General features: G+C 72.0%; 18 protein-coding genes. 9 read left to right on the forward strand and 9 right to left on the reverse strand.

The window, feature by feature from the left end:
• Positions 1-31: 31 nt before the first annotated feature.
• Positions 32-805, reverse strand: a complete 774-nt coding sequence (locus HNR73_RS14720) for a CPBP family intramembrane glutamic endopeptidase (protein WP_184788010.1) — start codon at positions 803-805, stop codon at positions 32-34.
• Between the two features lie 135 nt (positions 806-940).
• Between HNR73_RS14720 and HNR73_RS14725 the strand changes: the two genes are divergently transcribed.
• From HNR73_RS14725 to HNR73_RS14740, 4 genes are read left to right on the forward strand one after another with little or no spacing between them, the layout of a single operon-like run.
• Positions 941-2,731, forward strand: a complete 1,791-nt coding sequence (locus HNR73_RS14725; protein WP_184788011.1) for a DUF6311 domain-containing protein — start codon at positions 941-943, stop codon at positions 2,729-2,731.
• 33 nt (positions 2,732-2,764) lie between these two features.
• The gene (locus tag HNR73_RS14730) at positions 2,765-3,550 is read left to right on the forward strand and encodes an alpha/beta hydrolase (protein ID WP_203685744.1); all 786 of its coding nucleotides are present in this window, start codon (positions 2,765-2,767) and stop codon (positions 3,548-3,550) included.
• Positions 3,551-3,554: 4 nt separating this feature from the next.
• Positions 3,555-4,328, forward strand: coding sequence for a MerR family transcriptional regulator (locus HNR73_RS14735; protein WP_184788012.1), 774 nt, complete (start codon positions 3,555-3,557; stop codon positions 4,326-4,328).
• A 59-nt stretch (positions 4,329-4,387) separates the two neighbouring features.
• Positions 4,388-7,525, forward strand: a complete 3,138-nt coding sequence (locus HNR73_RS14740) for an AfsR/SARP family transcriptional regulator (RefSeq protein ID WP_184788013.1) — start codon at positions 4,388-4,390, stop codon at positions 7,523-7,525.
• Here HNR73_RS14740 and HNR73_RS14745 read toward each other — a convergent pair.
• Together HNR73_RS14745 and HNR73_RS14750 are read right to left on the reverse strand one after the other, a co-directional pair.
• A complete protein-coding gene (locus tag HNR73_RS14745; protein ID WP_184788014.1) occupies positions 7,509-8,255 on the reverse strand; it encodes an ABC transporter permease in 747 nt (248 codons plus the stop codon). The genes HNR73_RS14740 and HNR73_RS14745 overlap by 17 nt on opposite strands.
• Positions 8,252-9,190: an ATP-binding cassette domain-containing protein gene (locus tag HNR73_RS14750; protein WP_184788015.1), complete on the reverse strand. Its 939-nt coding sequence runs from the start codon at positions 9,188-9,190 to the stop codon at positions 8,252-8,254. Before HNR73_RS14750 ends, HNR73_RS14745 begins: the two co-directional genes overlap by 4 nt.
• 121 nt (positions 9,191-9,311) lie before the next feature.
• Here HNR73_RS14750 and HNR73_RS14755 point away from each other — a divergent pair, with 121 nt between their 5' ends.
• The 4 genes from HNR73_RS14755 (at position 9,312) to HNR73_RS14770 (ending at position 12,209) form a co-directional block, all read left to right on the forward strand.
• Positions 9,312-9,833 carry a hypothetical protein gene (locus HNR73_RS14755; protein WP_184788016.1) on the forward strand — a complete coding sequence of 174 codons (522 nt, stop codon included), beginning with the start codon at positions 9,312-9,314 and terminating at the stop codon, positions 9,831-9,833.
• Positions 9,830-10,255, forward strand: a complete 426-nt coding sequence (locus HNR73_RS14760; protein WP_203685742.1) for a GNAT family N-acetyltransferase — start codon at positions 9,830-9,832, stop codon at positions 10,253-10,255. The genes HNR73_RS14755 and HNR73_RS14760 overlap by 4 nt, the downstream gene beginning before the upstream one ends.
• Before the next feature lie 125 nt (positions 10,256-10,380).
• Positions 10,381-10,944, forward strand: a complete 564-nt coding sequence (locus HNR73_RS14765; protein ID WP_184788017.1) for an ArsR/SmtB family transcription factor — start codon at positions 10,381-10,383, stop codon at positions 10,942-10,944.
• Positions 10,941-12,209, forward strand: coding sequence for an MFS transporter (locus tag HNR73_RS14770; protein ID WP_184788018.1), 1,269 nt, complete (start codon positions 10,941-10,943; stop codon positions 12,207-12,209). The genes HNR73_RS14765 and HNR73_RS14770 overlap by 4 nt, the downstream gene beginning before the upstream one ends.
• 19 nt (positions 12,210-12,228) lie before the next feature.
• On the opposite strand, the gene HNR73_RS14775 is transcribed toward HNR73_RS14770, so the two are convergent.
• Genes HNR73_RS14775 through HNR73_RS14785 form a run of 3 tightly spaced genes read right to left on the reverse strand, consistent with a single transcriptional unit; the run spans position 12,229 to position 14,216 of the window.
• On the reverse strand, positions 12,229-12,396 hold the full coding sequence (locus HNR73_RS14775) for a hypothetical protein (protein ID WP_184788019.1): 168 nt from the start codon (positions 12,394-12,396) through the stop codon (positions 12,229-12,231).
• A 9-nt stretch (positions 12,397-12,405) separates the two neighbouring features.
• Complete coding sequence (locus tag HNR73_RS14780; protein WP_184788020.1) at positions 12,406-13,083, reverse strand: response regulator; 678 nt, start codon at positions 13,081-13,083, stop codon at positions 12,406-12,408.
• The gene (locus HNR73_RS14785) at positions 13,038-14,216 is read right to left on the reverse strand and encodes a sensor histidine kinase (RefSeq protein ID WP_184788021.1); all 1,179 of its coding nucleotides are present in this window, start codon (positions 14,214-14,216) and stop codon (positions 13,038-13,040) included. Before HNR73_RS14785 ends, HNR73_RS14780 begins: the two co-directional genes overlap by 46 nt.
• A gap of 163 nt (positions 14,217-14,379) precedes the next feature.
• On the opposite strand from HNR73_RS14785, the gene HNR73_RS14790 reads away from it, so the two are divergent.
• Positions 14,380-15,009, forward strand: a complete 630-nt coding sequence (locus HNR73_RS14790; RefSeq protein ID WP_184788022.1) for a hypothetical protein — start codon at positions 14,380-14,382, stop codon at positions 15,007-15,009.
• Positions 15,010-15,061: 52 nt separating this feature from the next.
• Here the strand turns inward: HNR73_RS14790 and HNR73_RS14795 are convergent, their stop codons facing one another.
• The 3 genes from HNR73_RS14795 to HNR73_RS14805 form a co-directional block, all read right to left on the reverse strand.
• Positions 15,062-16,408, reverse strand: a complete 1,347-nt coding sequence (locus tag HNR73_RS14795; RefSeq protein WP_184788023.1) for a serine hydrolase domain-containing protein — start codon at positions 16,406-16,408, stop codon at positions 15,062-15,064.
• Positions 16,409-16,475: 67 nt separating this feature from the next.
• Positions 16,476-16,868 (reverse strand): carboxymuconolactone decarboxylase family protein, encoded by a 393-nt coding sequence (locus tag HNR73_RS14800; RefSeq protein WP_184788024.1) that lies wholly within the window; start codon positions 16,866-16,868, stop codon positions 16,476-16,478.
• A gap of 1,687 nt (positions 16,869-18,555) precedes the next feature.
• Positions 18,556-19,839: a M18 family aminopeptidase gene (locus tag HNR73_RS14805; protein WP_184788025.1), complete on the reverse strand. Its 1,284-nt coding sequence runs from the start codon at positions 19,837-19,839 to the stop codon at positions 18,556-18,558.
• Between the last annotated feature and the right edge of the window lie 191 nt (positions 19,840-20,030).

Genomic DNA, 20,030 nt, shown 5'->3' on the forward strand with positions numbered 1-20,030 from the left:
GTTATCAAATCGAGATCTGTAATTGTGTTATTCAGTTTGTGAGCCAGCTGAGCTGTTCTTTGAAAAGGGCGAATCCGACGAAGGCCACAATGTCGAGGAGGGCGTGGGCGACGACGAGTCCGCCGATCCGGCCGGTGCGCTTGTACCAGTAACCGAAGACCAGCCCCATGACGAAATTGCCCACGAATCCACCGAAACCCTGATAGAGGTGGTAGGCGCCTCGCAGGGTCGCGCTGGACAGGATCACCGCGACCGTCCCGTACCGCATCTGCCGGAGCCGGGTCATGAGGTACCCGACGACCACGACCTCCTCCAGCAGCGAGTTCTGCACCGCCGCGAGGATCAGGACCGGCACGGCCCACCACACGCCCGGCAGGGCCTCGGCGACGACGGTGGTGTTCAGCCCGAGCTCGCGCGCGACGAAGTACAGCGCCAGGCCCGGGATGCCGATCAGGGCGGTGAGGCCGACGCCGCTGCCGAGGTCGAAGAGCGGGCGGCGCAGGTCGAGGCCGATGGTCCGCCAGGGGCTGACGCCGTCCCGCGCGAGAAGATGGACGGCGAAGGCGGCCGGGACGAGCGCGAAGACGATGCCGAGGAGCTGGTAGGTCAGGTCGAGCCACGGGCGGCCGGGCGCGGCCGAGCCGTTGAGGGTCGAGGTCGCCTGGGCGAGCCCGCCGGGGGCGGTGAGCTTGGCGATGATGCTGACCAGCGAGTACACCGCCGACTGGCCGAGCGAGATGGCCAGGACCAGCAGGACCTCGGTGCCGCGCTGCCGGCGCAGGGGGTCGGCGGTGGCTGTCGTCATGCCAGGGAAGGGTACGGGGTGGCGTCGCCGTGGGCACCCAGGAAGCACTCAGCCGGGGTTATTCACCCTACTTCGTATACTCACTGCGGCCACGCGCACGGAGCGGCGGCCAGAGCTATAGACGGAGGTCGATCTGTGCGCAGTCGCTGGCGTGCCCTTGGAGCCCGGCTGCGCCCACACCGGCTTCCCCTCGCGGTGTTCTTCCTGGCCTCGGTGTGGGTGATCTCGAACCTCTGGCTCGACCCGGCCGGCCGGATCATGAGCAACAACCCCGGCGGCGACCAGGAGCTGTTCGAGTGGATGCTCGAACACGCGGCCTACTCGATCACGCACTGGCAGAACCCGCTGGGCACGACGCTGCTCAATGCGCCGGACGGCGTCAACCTCATGGCGAACACCTCGGTGATCGCCATCGGGACGCTCTTCGCGCCGATCACGATCGCCTTCGGGGCGCCGTTCGCCTACACCCTGGCGATGACGCTCGGACTGTTCGGGACCGCGGCGACCTGGTACTACGTGATGGTCAAGCGGCTGCGCCTGTCGCGCATCGCGGCCTTCGCCGGCGCGGCGATCTGCGCCTTCGGCCCGGCGACGATGTCGCACGCCAACGCGCACCTCAACTTCACCGCGATGGTGCTCGTCCCGCTGATCGTCAACCAGATCCTGCGCCTGCGCGAACCGGGCCGGACCTGGCGCGGCGGCGTCGCCCTCGGCCTGCTGATCGTCGTGCAGATGTTCATCGGTGAGGAGATCGTCTTCCTCATCGCGCTGTTCATGATGGTCTTCACGCTCTTCTACGCCTTCATTCGCTGGGACGACGTCCGCGAGTGGATCCCGCGCTACGTCAGGGGTCTGGGCGTCGCGGCGGTCATCGGCGTGGTCCTGCTGGCCTACCCGCTGTGGTACCAGTTCTTCGGTCCCCAGTCCTATGTGGGCATTCCCTGGGCCGCGCGTGCCTTCGAGGCCGACGTCGCCTCCTACGTCGCGCTCCCGACCGGCTCGATCGCCGGAACCCTGCAACCGCCGGGGTTCTCCCTGCGGCACAACCCGACCGAGGAGAACACCTTCTACGGCTGGGGACTGGCGCTGCTGGTCATCGTCTTCGCGGTGTGGCTGTGGCGGCGGCATCCGGCGTTGCGCGCGGCGGTGCTGACCAGCCTGGTGTTCATGCTCTTCTCCTTCGGCCCCGAAGTGAAGATCAACGGCTGGTGGACCGGGATCCCCGGCCCCTACTCGCTCGTCGAGCACGTCCCGCTGATCGACTCGACGCTCCCGACCCGCCTGAGCCTGCCGCTGCTGCCGGTCGTGGCGCTGCTCGTCGCCTACGGCATCGACCAGGTGCGCTCGCTCGGGCACGGACGCGTCAAACCGCGCCTGTCGGAGGAGTCGGTCTACCGCAACCTGCGCATCGGCTGGTTCGCCGCGGTGACGGTCGCGGTGATCCCCCTGCTGCCGCTGCCGGTCGTCACCTCCGAGCGCTCCGGCATCCCCGAGTTCTTCACCGCCGGCACGTGGGACGACTACGTCGACGACGGCCGCACCCTCATCCCCGTGCCGCTGCCCGGCGAGGTGAACTGGACCGGCATGCGCTGGCAGGTCGCCGCCGATCTCGGCTTCGCGATCCCGCTCGGCGCCTTCATCGGCCCGCATCCCGAGACCGGCGACGGCATGTGGAGCGGTCCGCGCAACCCGACGGCGAGCCTGCTGTTCTGGGTCGACCGCACCGGGCAGGTCCCCGAGATCACGCCCGCGCACATCATCCAGGCCCGCATCGACCTCCAGGAGTGGAAGGCCGACGCCGTCGTGCTCGCCGACACGCCCTCGCAGGCGGCGCTGCTGAGCACGCTGACGGACCTGCTGGGTGAAGGCGAGCAGGTCGAGGGCGTGTGGGTGTGGGACGTGCGGGCGCTGACGCGAACGGCTTGACATTGACCCGAGGTCAAGGTGGACGCTCGCGCCATGAACGACACCGAAAAGGCCTGGACCGGCATGCTCCCGGTCGATGACACCGCCCTCGCCGTCACCGACACCGGCGGCTCCGGCACGCCCGTCGTCTACCTCAACGGTTCCTATGGGAGCCGCCGCCACTGGCGTCCCGTCGTCGGTGAACTCGGCGCCGGGTGGCGCCACGTCACCTATGACGAGCGGGGGCGCGGGAGGTCGGGGCTGTCGGCCGACTACTCCTTCGAGGCGTGCGTCCGCGACCTCGACGCGGTCCTCACGGCTCGCGGGATCGCGCGGCCGCTGCTCGTGGGGTGGTCGTACGGCGCGCTCCTCGGCGTGCACTGGGCGGTCCGGCATCCCGATCGCGTCGCCGGTGTGGTCGGCGTCGACGGGCCCTATCCGACCGGCTGGACCGAGGAGGCCGACCTGGAGAACATCCGGCGGTTGTTCCGGAAGGCCCGGTGGCTGCTGCCGGTGGCGCGCCTGTTCGGGAACGCGGGCCGGATGAGCGGTGAGGGGCACGTGGAGATCGCCATCGAGGCCCACCGGCTGCACGCCGAGCTCAATCCCGTCCTGGACGCGGTGACGGTTCCGGTCCGTTACGTCGTCGCCTCGGGGGAGGCCTTCGGCAGTTCGGGCACGCTTCAGCGGGACATGCGCAAGACCCTCGATCCGGTGCTCCTGCGCAACCCGAGGCTCACGGTGGCGGCGAAGGCCGCGGGCAACCACGGCACGGTCGTCCGCAAGGACTTTCGCGTGATCGCCGGGGTGGTCCGCGACCTGGCGGGAGAGGTCGGCTGAGGCCATGAGGGACGGCGTCACGATCGGCCGGGCGGCGGCCTTCGCGGGAGTCACGATCAAGACCGTGCGGCACTATCACAAGCACGGTCTTGTTCCCGAACCACCGCGTGACTCCTCCGGGTACCGCCGCTACCGTTCGGCCGACCTGCTGCGGCTCGTCCAGGTCCGGACGCTGGCCGCCGCCGGGGTGCCGCTGACCGAGGTCGGGCCCCTGCTCGACGTCGACGGCGACCGCTTCACCACGGCCCTCGCCGACGTCGAGCGGCGTCTCACCGAACGCATCGAGGAGCTGGCCGCCCGGCGGGACACGCTGCGCCGGCTGGCCCACGGCGACCGGGCACTGCTGCCCGAACGCGCCTGCCGGCTGCTCGACCGCGGTGTCGAACTCGGCCTCACCCCCGAGGAGATCGAGGCCCACCGTGAAGGCATGGTCCTCATGCGCGCCCTCGTGCCCGACGCCTTCGAGGACTACCTCGGCCACGCCGAGGAGGTGCTCGCCGACACGCGCTTCATGGCGCTGAACAGAGAGTGCTGGGCCGCCAAGGACCTGGCGCCCGACGACCCCCGCGTCGAGGAGCTGGCCACCGCGATGGCGGAGTGCTTCCTGGCCAACCCGGTGCTGCTGGGCTTCTCGATGGATCTCCAGGCCCGCACCGACACCGCCGGGTACGGGCTGCTCAACCACCACGGCGAGGACCACGGGCCGGCGATGGCGCGGCTGACATCGCTCGTCGAGAAGAGGCTGCGGGCGGCGGGCGTGACCATCCCGTACCAGTGAACGGGGCCGCGCCCGCTCGACGGCCGGGGGGTAGCGGGCGTCGTGGCACAATCGGCCCAATGCAGATCGGGATGCTCGGACCCTTCGAGGTGCGCACGGACGACGGCGGTCTCGCCGACGTCCCGGGCGCCCGCCTGCGCGGGCTGCTCATCGCCCTGGCGCTCAACCCGGGGCACGTCGTCCCGAAGGGCTCGCTGGTCGACTGGATCTGGGGCGAGCAGCCGCCCTCGGACGCCGCCAACGCCCTCCAGCGCCTGGTCTCCCGCCTGCGGAAGGTCCTGCCCGAAGGCTCCGTCGAGGGCCACACCGACGGTTACCGCCTCAACGCCGGACCCGACGACGTCGACGCCGTGCGCTTCGAGCGCCTCGTCGGCCGGGCCCGCGAGGACGACGAGTCGCAGCGGGTCCGGCGTCTGCGCGAGGCCCTCGGGTTGTGGCGCGGCTCGGCCATGCAGGACGTCGGGCTGCCCGAGAGCGCGGCCTTCGACGCGGCCGTCACGCGCCTCGAACGCCTGCGCCTGACGGCCATGGAGGACCGTTACGACGCCGAGGTCGGCCTCGGGCACGGCGCCGAACTGGTCACCGAGCTCACCGACCTGGTCGCCGCCAACCCGGTCCGCGAACGTCTCGTCGCCGCCCTCATGCGCGCCCTCGTCGCCAGCGGCCGCGACAGCGAGGCCCTGCTGGTCTACCAGCGCACCAGCGAGCTCCTCGGCGACGAGCTCGGCGTCGATCCCTCGCCGGAGCTGTCGGCCCTGCACGTCGCGTTGTTGCGCGGCGAACTCGGCGGCCGCGAGGAGAACCGTAAGACCAACCTCCGCGCCGAGCTGACCAGCTACATCGGCAAGGAGGCCGACCTGGCCGCCGTCTCCGAGCTCATCGGCGAGCACCGGCTCACGACCCTCATCGGGCCCGGTGGTTCGGGCAAGACGCGCCTGGCCACCGAGACGGGCCGCACCCTCCTCGGTGACCTCCCCGACGGTGCCTGGCTCGTCGAGCTGGCCCCCATCGGCCCCGACGACGACGTCGCCCAGGCCACGATCGCGGCCCTCGGACTCCGCGACGCGCTGCTCGGCGACGCGACGAACGCCGAGCCCGCCGACCGGCTCGTCGCCGCCATCCGCGAGCGCGACGCCCTGCTGATCCTCGACAACTGCGAGCACGTCATCGAGACGGCCGCGGCCTTCGCCCACCGCGTCCTCGGCGAGTGCCGCCGCCTGCGGATCCTCGCGACCAGCCGCGAACCCCTCGGCATCACCGGTGAGGCGCTGTGGCCGGTCGCGCCCCTGGCCCTCCCCGCCGCCGGGGCCGACGCCGCCGCGGCCGAGTCGTCCCCGGCCGTCATGCTGCTGCTCGACCGCGCCCGCGCGGTCCACAAGGACCTCACGGTCGACGCGCTCACCCTGTCGACGCTGGTGCGGATCTGCCGCACCCTCGACGGCATGCCCCTGGCGATCGAGCTGGCCGCGGCGAGGCTGCGCACGATGTCCGTCGACCAGCTCGCCGAGCGCCTCGACGACCGTTTCCGCCTCCTCACCGGTGGCAGCCGCACGGCCCTGCCCCGCCACCGCACCCTGCGCGCGATGGTCGACTGGAGCTGGGAGCTGCTCAGCGACGCCGAACGGACGGTCCTGCGCAGGCTCTCGGTCTTCCACGGCGGCGCGAGCCTGGAGGCCGCCGAGAAGGTCTGCGCCGGTGAGGCCGTCGAGGACTACGAGGTCCTCGACCTCCTCGACGCCCTCGCCGAGAAGTCCCTCGTCGTCGTCCAGGGTGAAGGCGCCGCCCGCTACCGCATGCTCGGCACCATCAAGGAGTACGCCCAGCAGCGACTCGCCGAGGCGGGGGAGACCGACCTCGCCCGCCGTGCGCACCTGGCCTTCTTCACCGAGCTCACCAACACCGCCGAACCGCACCTCCGTCGCGCCGACCAGGTCGACTGGCTCGGCAGGGTCCAGGCCGAGCACGACAACATCGTCGCCGCCATGCGCGGTGCCATCGCCGCCGGCGAGGCGCCCGAGGCGATGCGGCTCGCGGCGGGCTGCGGCTGGTACTGGTGGCTCGGCGGCAGCCGGGCCGAGGGCATGGAACTGCTGACGGCCGCCACCGAACTGCCGGGCGAGGTGCCCGGGGACATCCGCGCCACCGTCTACGCCCTCATCACCATGTTCCTCAACACCGGCCCGAGCGACGCGCACGCCGCCGCCGAGTGGATCCGGCGGTCCTACGAACTCGTCAAGGACCACCCGCGCGGCCACCCCGCGCTCGGCCTCGTCGTCGCCAGTGAGCGCCTCCTGCACGGGCCCGAGGGCTTCGTCAGCGCCTTCGAACCGGTGCTCGCCGACCCCGACCCGTGGGTGCGGGCGCTCGCCCGCCTCCAGACGGGCAAGATGCGGATCGTGCTCGGCGTCGAGGTCGACCTCGCCGAGACCTATGTCGCCCAGGCCCTCGCCGAGTTCCGCGCGCTCGGCGAGCGCTTCGGGATCTCCTTCGCGCTGACCGAGCTGGCCGACCTGCTCGCCGGGCGCGGTGAACTGGTTCGGGCCTGCGAGTACTACGAGGAGGCGATCGCGGCGATCGCCGAACTGGGCGTCGAGGACGACGTGATCCGGATGCGCGGCCGGCAGGCGCTGATGTACTGGATCTCGGGCGACGAGGATGCCAGCGCGGTCGCCCTGGCGGAGGCCGAGCGGGGCGCCCAGCGGGTCACCTGGCCGGGCACGCTCGCGCAGCTGGCCATGGAGCGGGCGATGCTCGCGCGCTGGAGCAGTGACGCCGACGAGGCCCTGCGGCAGCTCGACATCCTGCGGACCGCGCTGGGGCCGGAGGCGGAGCGCCCGAACATCGTCGCGACGACGCACGACCTGCTGGGGTACCTCGCCGAGGACCTCGAACTGGCCCGTGCGGAGCACGCGGCGGCGATCGCGGCGGCCGACGAGTCGGCGCACGCGATGATCATCGCGCAGTCGCTGGTCGGGGTGGCCGACCTGGCGCTGCGCCTCGACGAGCCCGAGCAGGCGGCGCGGCTGGTCGAGGCCAGCTATGTCGTACGCGGACGGCCCGACCGTTTCCAGCCGGACTCCGCGCGCATCGAGCGGGTGGTGCGAAGCCGCCTCGGGGACACGGGGTACACCGAGGCGGCGGCGGAAGGGGCGGGCGTGGACTGGCGGGAACTGGTCGCGGTCACGCTCGCTTCGTGAAGGACCGGCGCGCCCAGACGTAGCCGATGACGGCGATCGCGACACACCAGGCGATCGCGGTGATCGTGTCGGTGGAGTCAGGCGTGCCGGCGAGGAGGCCGCGCAGGGTCTCGATGATCGACGTGAAGGGCTGGTACTCGGCGAACTGCTTCAGGCCGGGGCCCATCTTGTCGGCCGGGACGAGCGCGCTGCTGAAGAACGGAAGCATGACCAGCGGCAGGACGGCCATGCCGGCCGTCTCCGGCGACTTCGCGAACAGGCCGAGCGCGATGGTGAACCAGGCGGCCGCGATGGACAGCAGGAGGACGATCCCGGCGACGCCGAGCCAGTCGGTGAAGCTCGCGTTCGGGCTGAGGCCGAGTGCGAAGGCCACGCCGAGCACGGCCGCGATGGCGATCAGGTTGGTCAGGACGCTGGCGATGACGTGCCCGGTCAGCACCGCGCCGCCCGAGACATCCATGGTCTTGAAGCGGTTGATGATCCCCTTGGTCATGTCGGAGTTCACCGCGGTCGCCACCGCTCCCAGGCCGTAGCAGACGGCCATGAGGAGCATGCCGGGCGTGGCGTAGTCGACGTAATCGACGCCGACGCTGAAGGCGTCGCCGAGCATGTAGACGAACATCAGCATCATCACGACGGGCATGAGCACCGCGTTGAAGACCGAGGTCGGGTTGCGGGTGAGGTGCTTGACGTTGCGGCGGAGCATCACCGCCGAGTGGGACTTGCTCATTTCGCGGCCTCCGCGGTGTGGCCCGTCAGGGCGAGGAAAACGTCGTCGAGGTCGGGGGTGTGCACCGAGAACTCCTCGGCGCTGAGGGAGTGCTCGTCGAGGCGGTCGAGGAGGGACCGCAGCGACTTCGTGCCGCCGTCGCTGGGGACGCGCAGGGCCAGGGCCTCGTCGTCACGGGTGGCGTCGGGGAAGATCCGCGCGGCCGCGTCGAGTTCGGCGCCGGAGGTGAAGCGGAGCCGGACATGAGTGCCGGGCAGCTGGCGCTTGAGCTGGTCGGGCGTGCCCTGAGCGACGAGTCGGCCCTGGTCGAGGACGGCGATGCGGTCGGCGAGCTGGTCGGCCTCGTCGAGGTACTGGGTGGTGAGGAAGATGGTCGCGCCGTCGGCGACGAGCTCGCGAATGATGGTCCACATCGTGCGGCGGCTGCGGGGGTCGAGGCCGGTGGTCGGCTCGTCGAGGAAGATGATCTTCGGGTTGCCGACGAGCGTCATGGCCAGGTCGAGTTTGCGGCGCATGCCGCCGGAGTAGGTCGAGGCGTGCTTGCCCGCCGCTTCGGTCAGGTCGAAGCGGTCGAGGAGGTCGGCGACGACGCGCTTGCCGTCCTTGGCGGGGACGCGGCTCAGGTCGACCATGAGCTGGAGGTTCTCGCGGCCGGTGAGGAGCTCGTCGACGGCGGCGAACTGGCCGGTGACGCCGATGGCCGCGCGGACCGCCTTGGCGTCGGCGGTGATGTCGTGTCCGGCGACGCGGGCGGTGCCGCCGTCGGCCTTCATGAGGGTGGTCAGGATGTTCACGGTGGTGGTCTTGCCGGCGCCGTTCGGGCCGAGCAGGGAGAAGATCGTGCCCGCGGGGACGTCGAAGTCGACGCCGTCGAGGACGGACTTGTCCTTGAACGCCTTTCGCAGCCCGGAGACCGTGATCGCTGATGGAGTCATGCGCCTACTGTCGGAGGCGCCGCTGACACGGCTCTGTCATCGCACTGACACCAGGATTGACGCCATGTCTGACGGCAGTGGGGCGTCAGCTGTCCTGGCTGGTGGTGGGTACCTTCGGCGCATGTCCGGACGCGCCGAGCAGCTCGCCGAGTTCCTCTCCACCTGCGAGCGGATGTTCATTCCGCCCGCCGAGCCGTACTTCGCGTGGGCGCGGGAGAGGCTCCCGGCGGGGTCGGCCGGGCGCGTGCTCGACCACACGGTCTTCGACGGGTTCATCAAGGGGACGTCCTGGCACGTCCGGGCGATGATCATGACGGCCGCGCGCCTCGACGTGCCCCTCGTCGTCCCGGCCTCCGCCGCGATGATCGCGTGGTCGCGACGCGGCACCGCGGGTGGGGTGTGGGCGATGCGGATGCTGCTGGATCTGCCGCTCGTCGAGATGGACGTGCTGGACGCGGAGTCGGCCTTCGGCGCCGCCAGGCTCCCCGCGATCCGCGACGACGTCCTGACCGACTTCGCCACCGCGCACGTCGTGCACGTCGCGAGGACCCGGGGGTGGCCCGTCGTCACCACCGACGCCACCGACATCCGGCGCATCGCGCGGGACGTGGCGGTCGACGAGTGCCCCGGGAACACGCGATGAGCGTGCGGGTGGTGGAGGCGGGGGACGTCGAGGGCCTCGTGGAGATGTTCGGGCAACTCGGGTACCCGGTGACCGTGGAGGCCCTGGCGGCGCGGATCCGGCGCAACACCGCGCCCGGCTACCGGGCGTGGGTGTACACCGACGCCGACGGCCGTCCCGTCGGCTTCGCCGGCGGGCACGTGATGTGGCCGTGGGAGCGCGACGAGCCGGTCGCCCAGCTGATGATCCTCATCGCCGACGAGCGGTTCCGCGGGCGAGGTGCCGGGTCGGCGCTGGTCGAGGCCTTCGAGGCGTGGGCCCGGGGCGAGGGCGCGCGGCAGCTGATGCTGGGGTCGGGGGCGGCGCGCGCGGAGGCGCACCGGTTCTACGAGCGGCGGGGGTACGTGGCGACGGGGGTGCGGTTCGTCAAGGAGGTGGCGTAGGGCTTTCGCGGTGGTCCCGCCCGAGCGAGTCTCGACACCCCCGCGCCGACGTCGGCCGACCAGCCGAACCACCTTCCCGAAATTCCCCCTTGCCAAATGGTCAAGAATCGTTGACCATTACTCGCATGTCTTCCGATCACGTGCCCGAGGCCTCTTCCGAGCAGGTCCCCGAAACCATCCACGTCACCACCGACGAACAGCTCCGCGCCGTCTCCAACCTCACCCGCCACCGGATCATGGCCGTCCTGCGCTTCGAGCCCGCGACGATCACCCAGATCGCCGAGCGCGTCGGCCTGGCCAAAGGGAGCTCCAGCTACCACGTCCGCCTGCTCGAACGGGCCGGGCTGATCAAGGTCGTCCGCACCCGCAAGGTCCGCGGTGTCATCGAGCGGTACTACGCCATGGCCGCGCGGGGGATCGTCCTCCCCGAATCCAGCGAAGGCGGACCCGACGTCCTGATGCGGCACGCGGTCGCCGACCTGGAGGCCGCACCGGTCGACGGTGAACGGCACGTCCGGATGGCCCACCTGCGGCTCACCGAGGAGCAGTTCGCCGAACTCGGCGCGCGGCTGAACGCCCTCGCCGACGAGTACCGCGAACTGTCCGACCCCTCGCTGCCCGACACGTCCCTCGTGTTCGCGCTGTTCCACCCCGGCACGCGCGCGCGGACCGAACGGGACGCCACGTGACCGCGCCCGGCTTCGGGCGGCTGTGGACCGCCCAGACGATCTCCTCCCTCGGCGACGGCGTCACCCACGCCGCCCTGCCACTGCTCGCCCTGACGCTCACCCGCGACCCGATGACGCTCGCCGTCGTCACGGCCGCCGGAACCCTGCCGTGGCTGCTCTTCGGCGTCCTCGGCGGCGCCCTCGTCGACCGCTGGGACCGTCGCCGCACGATGTGGGTCACCGACGCCGCCCGCGCCGGCCTGCTCCTCATCCCCGCGGCCGCCGCCGCGTTCGACGTCCTGAGCGTCCCGCTGCTCGCGGCCGTCGCCTTCCTCCTCAGCCTCGGCGGACTCCTCTTCGACACCGCCGCCACCGCCTACCTGCCCGACCTCCTCGGCCGCGACCAGGCGCTCCTGGAACGCGCCAACTCCCGCCTGCGCGGCGCCCAGACCGCCGCCTCCGGCTTCGCCGGACCCCCGGCGGGCAGCGCCCTGCTCGCCCTCGGGCGGTCGGTCCCCCTGCTCGCCGACGCCGTGTCCTTCGCGGTCTCGGCATTCCTCGTCCGGTCACTGCCCGCCACGTCCCGGCCCGTACCGCGGGCCCGCGAATCGCTACTGCGCCAGGCGCGGGCCGGCGCCTCCCACGTCTTCCGCGACCGGCTGCTCCTCGGCCTCGCGCTGCGACCGGCGGTCGGCAACATCGCCTTCGTCGCCATGGAAACCGTGCTCGCCCTCTACGCGCACGACCGCCTCGGCATCAGCACCTTCGGCTTCGGCCTCCTCCTCACCGCCGAGGCCGTCGGCGGCCTGCTCGGCGCCGGCATCGCCTCCCGGCTCGGCCGGCGCCTCGGCACCGGCACCGCGCTCACCTGCACGGCCGCCGTCGAAGGACTCGCCATCCTCGGCCTCGCCGTCGCCCCGAACCCCTACGTCGCCGGCCTCGCGCTCGCCGTCTGCGGAGCGGGCATGGGCGCCACGATGGTGCTCGCCCCTTCCCTGCGGCAGGCGATCGTCCCCGCCCACCTGATGGGCCGGGTCACCTCGACCTCCCGCATGCTCGCCATGTGCGCGGCACCGTTCGGTGCCTTCCTCGGCGGCTGGCTGGCCTCGGCCTTCGACGTGCGCACGCCCTTCTTCGTGGGCGCGGGTCTGCTTCTGACGATGACCGCGGTGACGGCGACGATGACCAGCAACCGCAGGGTCGAGGCCGCGCTGCGCGCCGCCGCCGAGGCCGACGTCCCGGTATCCGCGGTCGCGCCCGACCTGGTCGAGCAGGGTGCCGTCTAGAGCTTCGCGAGGGCCCGGGTCACGACGCCGACGGGGACACCGACACCCCCGGCTCCGGTCCGGGCCCTTCCGTCAGCCGGCTCACGCCGACCCCGGCGCACACGAACACGGTGATGGCCGCGAGGACCACCAGCGCGACCTTCCGGCGCCGGCTCCAGACCGGTCGCTGCGCGAAGCTTGCGGGCATCCGCGAACCCTACGCCAGCCCCGCCTCACGCGCGCGGATCGCCGCGTGCACGCGGCTGCGCAGTCCCAGCTTGGCCAGCACACGGCTGACGTGCGTCTTCACCGTCGCCTCGGCCATGCCGAGTTCGGCGGCGATCTCGGCGTTCGCCGCGCCCCTGCCGAGCGCGGCGAAGACCTCCTTCTCGCGGGGCGTCAGCTGTGACAGGTCCAGCGTCGTCGACTCGGCCGGTACGGCCCGCGCGAAGCGCGCGATGAGCCGCCGCGTCACCGCCGGGGAGATCAGCCCGTCGCCGCGCGCGACGATCCGCACGGCGTCGATGAGCGCCTCGGCGTCGGTGTTCTTCAGCAGGAAGCCCGCCGCGCCCGCCTGGAGCGCGCCGAAGACGTACTCGTCGACGTCGAAGGTCGTCAGGATCAGCACGTCGACGACCCCGCGCAGCGCCTCGGTCGCCGCGATCCCGTCCATGCGCGGCATGCGCACGTCCATCACGACGACGTCGGGTTTCAGCTCGCGCGCCATCGCGACGGCCTGCTCCCCGTCGGTCGCCTCCCCCACGACCTCGACGTCGGACGCGCCGCCGAGGATCAGCACGAGCCCGGCGCGCACCGCCGCGTGGTCGTCGGCCACCAGGACCCGGATCGTCACGTCGTCTCCTCCATCACCGGCAGTTCCACATGGACCCGCCATACCGACTCCTCCCGGCCGGCCCGGAAGGTCCCGCCGAGCAACTGCGCCCGCTCCCGCATCCCGACCAGCCCGGCGCGGGCGTTCACACCGATCGGCTCCTCGACGACGACACCCGGCGGGCTGTCCACGGTGATCGTCACCAGCCGGGGCGCGTAGTCGACCCGCACCACCGCCGAGCCGTCGCCGTACTTGCCCGCGTTGACAAGGGACTCCTGCATGATCCGGTACCCGGCGAGGTCGACCGCGGCGGGCAGTTCGCGCGGCTCGCCGGTCACGAGCAGCTCGACGTCGAGGCCGAGGTCGCGGTGCCGGCCGACGAGACGGTCGGCCTCACTGAGCCGGTGGCTCACCGGTTCGTCGACGGTCTCGTCGTCGGAGCGCAGCAGCTCGATCATGTTGCGCAGCTCCGAAAGGCCCTGCACGCTGTTGTCGCGGATCGTGTCGAGTACCCGCCGGCTCGTCGCCGCGTCCAGGTCGGGCCGCGACAGCAGCGCCGCCGACTGCACCGCGATCGCGCTGAACTGGTTGGCCACCAGGTCGTGCAGCTCCCGCGCCATCCGTGTCCGTTCGGCGTTCACCGCGCCCCGGCGGTCCATTTCGGACAGTCGGGCGACCTGGGCCGCGTGCTCCCGCGCGATGTCGGCGCGGTCGCGGTACATGCGCACCAGCAGGCCCGTCAGGACCGGCGTCGCCATGATCCCCACGACGATGAGGAACAGCAGGATTCCCCAGCGCGGCTCACCGGCCCAGGTCCCGAACCACAGCCCGGCGGCCACACCCCCGGTGAGCGTCAGACCGCCCAGCCACCAGTGCAGGCGCCGCCAGCCGTAGGCGACCGCCGAGTACACGTTGTCCTCGAAGATCAGGAAACCGGCCGCCGACAGCCCCATCCACGCGTCGATCGCGAACGCGACGAAGCCCACGTACAGCGTCACCATCGGCATGCCCCGCCGCAGCAGGATCGCCAGCGCGCCGAGGCCGAGCGGCAGCAGCCGCCACTCCAGCGGGTAGATCACGCCGTTGTTCGACCCGTACGCGCCGAGCAGCGCCAGCACGACACCGCCGAGCAGCGCCCCCAGCGCGTACCCGGCGTCGATCCTCGTCTGGCGCGCGTCCGCCTTCCACAACCTCACCGCTACATCCCACCACCCGTGAGGGCCCGCCGCCTCACACCCCGCGCGGAGCATCGACTACATCGAAGGTCGTACGCGGGTTTCGTGCCTGGTGGCGACGTATCCGGACGGAGCGGCCGCGAGGCTTGAGGGGAGTCGTCGACAAGGACGGGGAGGAAGCGTCGTGGCAGCGTTCATCATCGGAGCCGAGGTGGCCTTCTGGCTGTTCATCGGCCTCGGACTGGCCGTCCGCTATCTGCTCAAGATGCCCCGGACCAGCGTGTTCGTCCTTCTGCTGGTGCCGCTCATCGACGTGGTGCTGCTCGTCGTCGCCGTCGCGCACATGCGGCAGGGCGCGACCGCCGACCTCACCCACGCCCTCGCCGCGCTGTACCTGGGCTTCTCGATCGTGTTCGGGCACGCCATGATCCGCTGGGCCGACCAGCGCGTCGCGCACCGCTTCGCGGGCGGCCCGCCGCCGAAGAAGGGCCCGAAGTACGGCATGGCGCGGGCGAAGGACGAGTGGATCTTCGCGGTCAAGACGCTGGTCGCCTGGGGTCTGGCGATGGGGATCGTCTACCTGATGGTGTGGCTCGTCGGCGATGCCGAGGTCACCGGATCCCTGGTGGCGTCGGTGAGCTGGGCGGCGAAGATCCCCGGGATCTGCGCGATCATCGCGCTGACCTACACGATCTGGCCCAAGACGCCGAAGACGCCCGCGCAGGAGGCCGAGGCCGCCGAGGAGGCGAGCGGACTCCAGCGCAGGCCGAAGTCGGAGCTGAGCAGCATCGAGCGGGTCAACTCGGGACTGTGAGGGGGAGGCACGGCGGCGGACGGAGACGTCCGCCGCCTTCGCCGTGCGCGGATCAGCGGCCGCCCGGGAGCAGCCGGACGTGGTGCGACAGCCCGTCGCCCAGCCAGCCCGCCTTGTCGTCCTCGGGGAACGCCGACGCCGCGCCCGTGAGCACTCCGTCCGGTGCGGCCCGCAGGGCCAGCATCAGGTCGGGGCTCCACGGCCCGACCCCGGGAGCGGCCAGCCGGACCGGCACGGTCACGTCGAGATCCCAGTCGCCCGAGGCGATCGCGGAGGTCCGCGCGGCCACACCGTCCACATTGACCTCGACGTCGCGCTCCCCGACGGTCACCGTGATCGGCAGTGCCGGCCCGGAGGTCTCGATGACCCCGGTCCAGATCCCCCGCGGCAAGGGCGAAGGCCGCTCGGGCGTGGTGCCCGGAGGCAGCAGCGCGCGCGTGAAGCCGGGGACGAGCTCGGTGAGGACGTGGTCGAGCAGCGCCGTGCGGACCTTCGCGCCGGAACGGTTGGTGAGGACCGCGACCGCGAGCCGCCGCGCCGGCACCACGACGAGCATCGTCGCCACACCGCCCATGCTGCCGCTGTGCGACAGCAGCCGGGGTTCGCCGGTGCCGATGAACCAGCCCAGACCGTAGCCCTGGTCGGGGTTGTAGGGGCGCGGGTCGAACATCGCCGCGGCCGTTTCGGGGGCGAGCAAGGTGGGTGCGCCGAGACCGAAGCGGACCAGGTCGGACGCACTCGTCCACAGCAGCGAGGCGCCCCGGTGGGTGGTGTCGTAGTCGGGATAGCGGCGGCCGTCGGCGGTGTATCGCGACGCCGATTCACCCACATAGGACGGTCCGATGTGGGCGGTGGACATGCCCAGCGGCGTGAACACGGTGTCGCGGACGTAGTCGGCGGGCTCGCGGCCGGTCGTGTTGCGCAGCACGGCGTCCAGGAGCCCGTAGCCGAGGTTGGAGTAGCCGAAGGCGGTGTCCGGCTCCCGGTACGGGCGGCCGTAGTGGGCGAGGGTGTCGGCGAGCGAGGCCACCTCGGCACCGTCGTAGGCGAAGTCGAAGTGGGTGCCGAAACCGGCGCGGTGCTGGAGCGTCTGCCGGATCGTCGGGGGAGTGAACCGGTGCGCGGGGAGGGCGAGCCCGAGATGTTTCTCGATCGGGTCGTCGAGGGAGAGGAGGCCCGCGTCGGCCGCCGCGCACACCGCCGTGGCCGTCACCGGCTTGGTCACCGACGCCGAGAGATAGGCGGTGCCGGTCGTCGCCGGGCGCTTCGACGCGATGTCGGCGGCGCCCCAGGCGCCCGCGAAGACGACCTCGCCGTCGTGGGCCACGGCCACCGAGACCGAGGCGCCGTCGTGGGCCGTCAGGGCCTTCTCGGCCACTCGGGTGATTCCGTCGAGCATGGTGGCACCTCCGCGCGTAGGCCACCGACCCTACCGACGCCGTCGGCGGCGGGATCGGCGATGCCGCTCACACGAGGGGGAGCAGGCCGCGCTCGGCGAAGACCTTCTTGGCGGTGAACATGGCGTTGAGGCCGCGCGGGAAGCCCGAGTAGACGGCGGCGTGCATGATCGCCTCGACGATCTCGGCGGGCGTGAGGCCGACGTTCAGCGCGGCGTTGACGTGCACCTCCAGCTGCGGTTCGCACCCGCCCATCGAGGTCAACGACCCGATCGTGACGAGCTGACGATCGCGCGGGGCGAGGCCCGGACGGGAGTAGACGTCGCCGAAGCCGAACTCGACGATGTAGCGCCCGAAGTCGGGCGCGATGTCGGCGAGGGAGTCGATGACCTTGTGGCCGCCCTCGCCGTCGATGGCGGAGAGCCGGGCGAGGCCGCGGGTGAAGCGGTCGTTGTCGGGCATAGGGTCCAACCTTTCAGTTGGTGGGAGGGGTTTGACGGTACAGGGTGGGGAGGGGATTACCAACTGAACGGTTGTCAGAAACTGGCGTAAGAAACTGGCGTCAGTGACGGGTGGCAGTGACGGTCGTCAGCGGCGTGCGGCAGGAGCGAGTGGCGGGGGCGAGTGGCGGGACGGGCGTGTGGATCGCGCGGGCGGGAAGGCGTGTGGATCACGCGGGTGGAGCGGACGGCAGGCGGTTCGCCTGCGTGGACGCGAACCGGGAAGTCCGGCTCGGCCAGCGCGGACGGCAGCGCCGTTCCCGCGAACCGCGACTTCCGGTTCCGCGCACGCCAGCGGCGGCGTCCGCCCACGCGAGCGGCGGCCCTGGGTTCCGCCCACACGAGCTGCGGTCCGCCCACGCGAACGGGCGCCGTCGACCGCCTCACGCCAGACTTGACTCGACCACTCCGGAGGTGCCCGTGCCCAACGCCATCACCACCCGACGCCGCCGCTTGCGGGCACTCCGCGCGCACGCCTGGTGGATCGGAGTCTGCGCGCTCGCGGGGTTCGCCGCCGGGTGGGGACTCACCGGAGGAAGCGTCGCCGGGGGCGTCATCGGCGCGGTTGCGAAAGGCGCCCTCTGGACGGGCGTGGTGTTCTTCGCCGCTCGCGAGGAAGCCGAAGACCGTCCTGCGAAGCGACGGCTCCCCCGCCCGAGCCCGCCGGTCCCGCGCTCGCGCTGGGTCACTGGCCGTCTGCGCCGGTCGCGACGCTGATCGGTGGTGTCACAGCGCTCGCGCAGCCGTGCCCGCCGGTCCCGCGTTCGCCCTGGGTCACTGGCCGTCTGCGCGGGCCGCGATGCTGATCGGCGGCGGCACCGGTCCTAGCGCGGCTTTTGTGGTCAAGGCTGCTCCGCCTCCGTGCACGCGAGGGGGTATCCGCCCGCCGCACGAACGGTGGTGGCGTTCCGCTGTCCTCGGCCACGTGAGAGGCGGCGTGCCGCTCTGGGATGCGGCCGGCTGTTCGTCTCCGGGCACGCTGGCCGGGAAATCCGGCACCGTCCACGAGCGGCGGTCTCCGGTTTCCCTCACGTGAGCGGTGGCCCTCGGTTCTGGCTACGCGAGCAGCGGTGTGTCCGGCTCCGCCCCGCCGCACGAGCGGCGGCGTCTGACTCTGCCCACGCCAGCGGCGGCCCCGAGTGGTGGCCTTCGGTTCTGGCCACGCGAGCTGGTAGTCCGGCGCCGCCCACGGACGGCGCCGCCGGTTCCTGCCCACGCCAGCGGCGGCCCCGAGTGGTGGCCTTCGGTTCTGGCCACGCGAGCTGGTAGTCCGGCGCCGCCCACGGACGGCGGCCGCCGGTTCCCGCCCACGCCAGCGGCGGCCCCGAGTGGTGGCCTTCGGTTCTGGCCACGCGAGCTGGTAGTCCGGCGCCGCCCACGGACGGCGCCGCCGGTTCCCGCCCACGCCGGCGGCCCCCGAGTGGTGGCCTTCGGTTCTGGCCACGCGAGCAGCTGTGTGTCCGGCTCCGCCCCACACGAGCGGCGGCGTCTGACTCTGCCCACGCCAGCGGCGGCCCCGAGCGGTGACCTTCGGCCCTGCCCACGCGAGCGGCGGCCTCCGGTTCCCCACCCACACCCCCCACCCCACACACCGACGGCGGCGCCCGCCCCCGCGAACGCCGCCGTCGACCGCCTAACTCACCCATCGCTCACTCCCCGAGGAACGCCCCCAGGGCCGCCGCGAGCATCCAGGCGTCGTCGGCGCCGGCCAGTTCGCGGGCCGAGTGCATCGACAGCGCGGCCACGCCCACGTCGACCGTCGTGATGCCCAGGCGGGCGGCCGTGATCGGGCCGATCGTCGTCCCGCACGGCATCGCGTTGTTCGACACGAACACCTGCCACGGCACACCCGCGCGCTCGCAGGCCGCCGCGAAGATCCCGCGACCGCCACCGTCGGTGGAGTAACGCTGGTTCACGTTCACCTTGAGCATCGGCCCGCCGTTGGGCATCGGGTGGTGCCCGGGCTCGTGCTTCTCGCTGTAGTTCGGGTGCACGGCGTGCCCCATGTCGGCCGAGACGCACACGGTCGCGGCGTAGGCGCGCGCACGGTCCTCGTGCGAGCCCCCGCGCGAGTAGACGAGCCGGTCGAGGACGTTCGCGAGCAGCGGACCGCCCGCGCCCGTGTCGCTCTCCGACCCGACCTCCTCGTGGTCGAAGGCGGCCAGCACCGGAATCCGCGACGGCGAACCCTGCGCGGCCGCGATCAGCGCGGCCGCGCCCGCGTGCACGCTGAGCAGGTTGTCGAGCCGGGACGCGGCGAGCAGCTCCTCGTCGCGGCCGAGGTAGGCCGGCGCCTGCACGTCGAAGGCCATCAGGTCCCAGCCGACCACCGAAGCGGCGTCGACACCGGTCTCCTTGGCGACGAAGTCGATGACGCCGTCCCCGTCGAGCTCACCGATACCCCAGATCGGCGTCAGGTGCTGTTGCGGATCGAGGACGAGACTCTGGTTGACCTCGCGGTTGAGGTGGATCGCCAGCTGAGGCACCCGCAGCAGCGGCCGGTCGACGTGCGCCAGCACCTGCGAACCGTCGGCGAGCGTCAACCGCCCGGCGAGACCCAGATCACGGTCCAGCCACGTGTGCCGCGGCACACCCCCGTAGACCTCGACGGCGATCTGGCGCCACCCGGCGCGACCGGTGTCCGGGTACGGCTTCAGCCGCAGGTTCGGCGAGTCGGTGTGCGCGCCCACGACATGGAACGGCGTCGACGCGCCCGCGCCTTCCGGCACGTACCAGGCGATCAGCGCGCCCCCGCGGATCAGGTAGCGCCCGCCGGGCGCCGCTTCCCACGCCGCGGTCTCCTCGACGGCCGTGAAACCGGCGCGCTCCAGCCGGGCCGCCGCCGCGCGAACGGCGTGGTACGGCGTTGGGCTGGCCGTCACATAGTCGATGAGGTCGTCGGTGTGCGTTCGGTCGAAAGCTACGGTGCTCACGGTGCTCCGATGGCGATAGTTCGGCAGAGGTCTCCGGCGCCGAGCCTAACTCCGGACGGGTTCCAGACGCGGCCGGTGAGCGCGTTTTGAGACGCACACCGCCCGACATCGGCGCCGTAATACGCGGTACCTTCACCTGCACGAGTCTTACGGGAGGAAATCGTGCTTGAGTACTGGCGTGCGGTCAGGGA

It is taken from the genome of Phytomonospora endophytica (assembly GCF_014202425.1).
Classification (GTDB): domain Bacteria; phylum Actinomycetota; class Actinomycetes; order Mycobacteriales; family Micromonosporaceae; genus Phytomonospora; species Phytomonospora endophytica.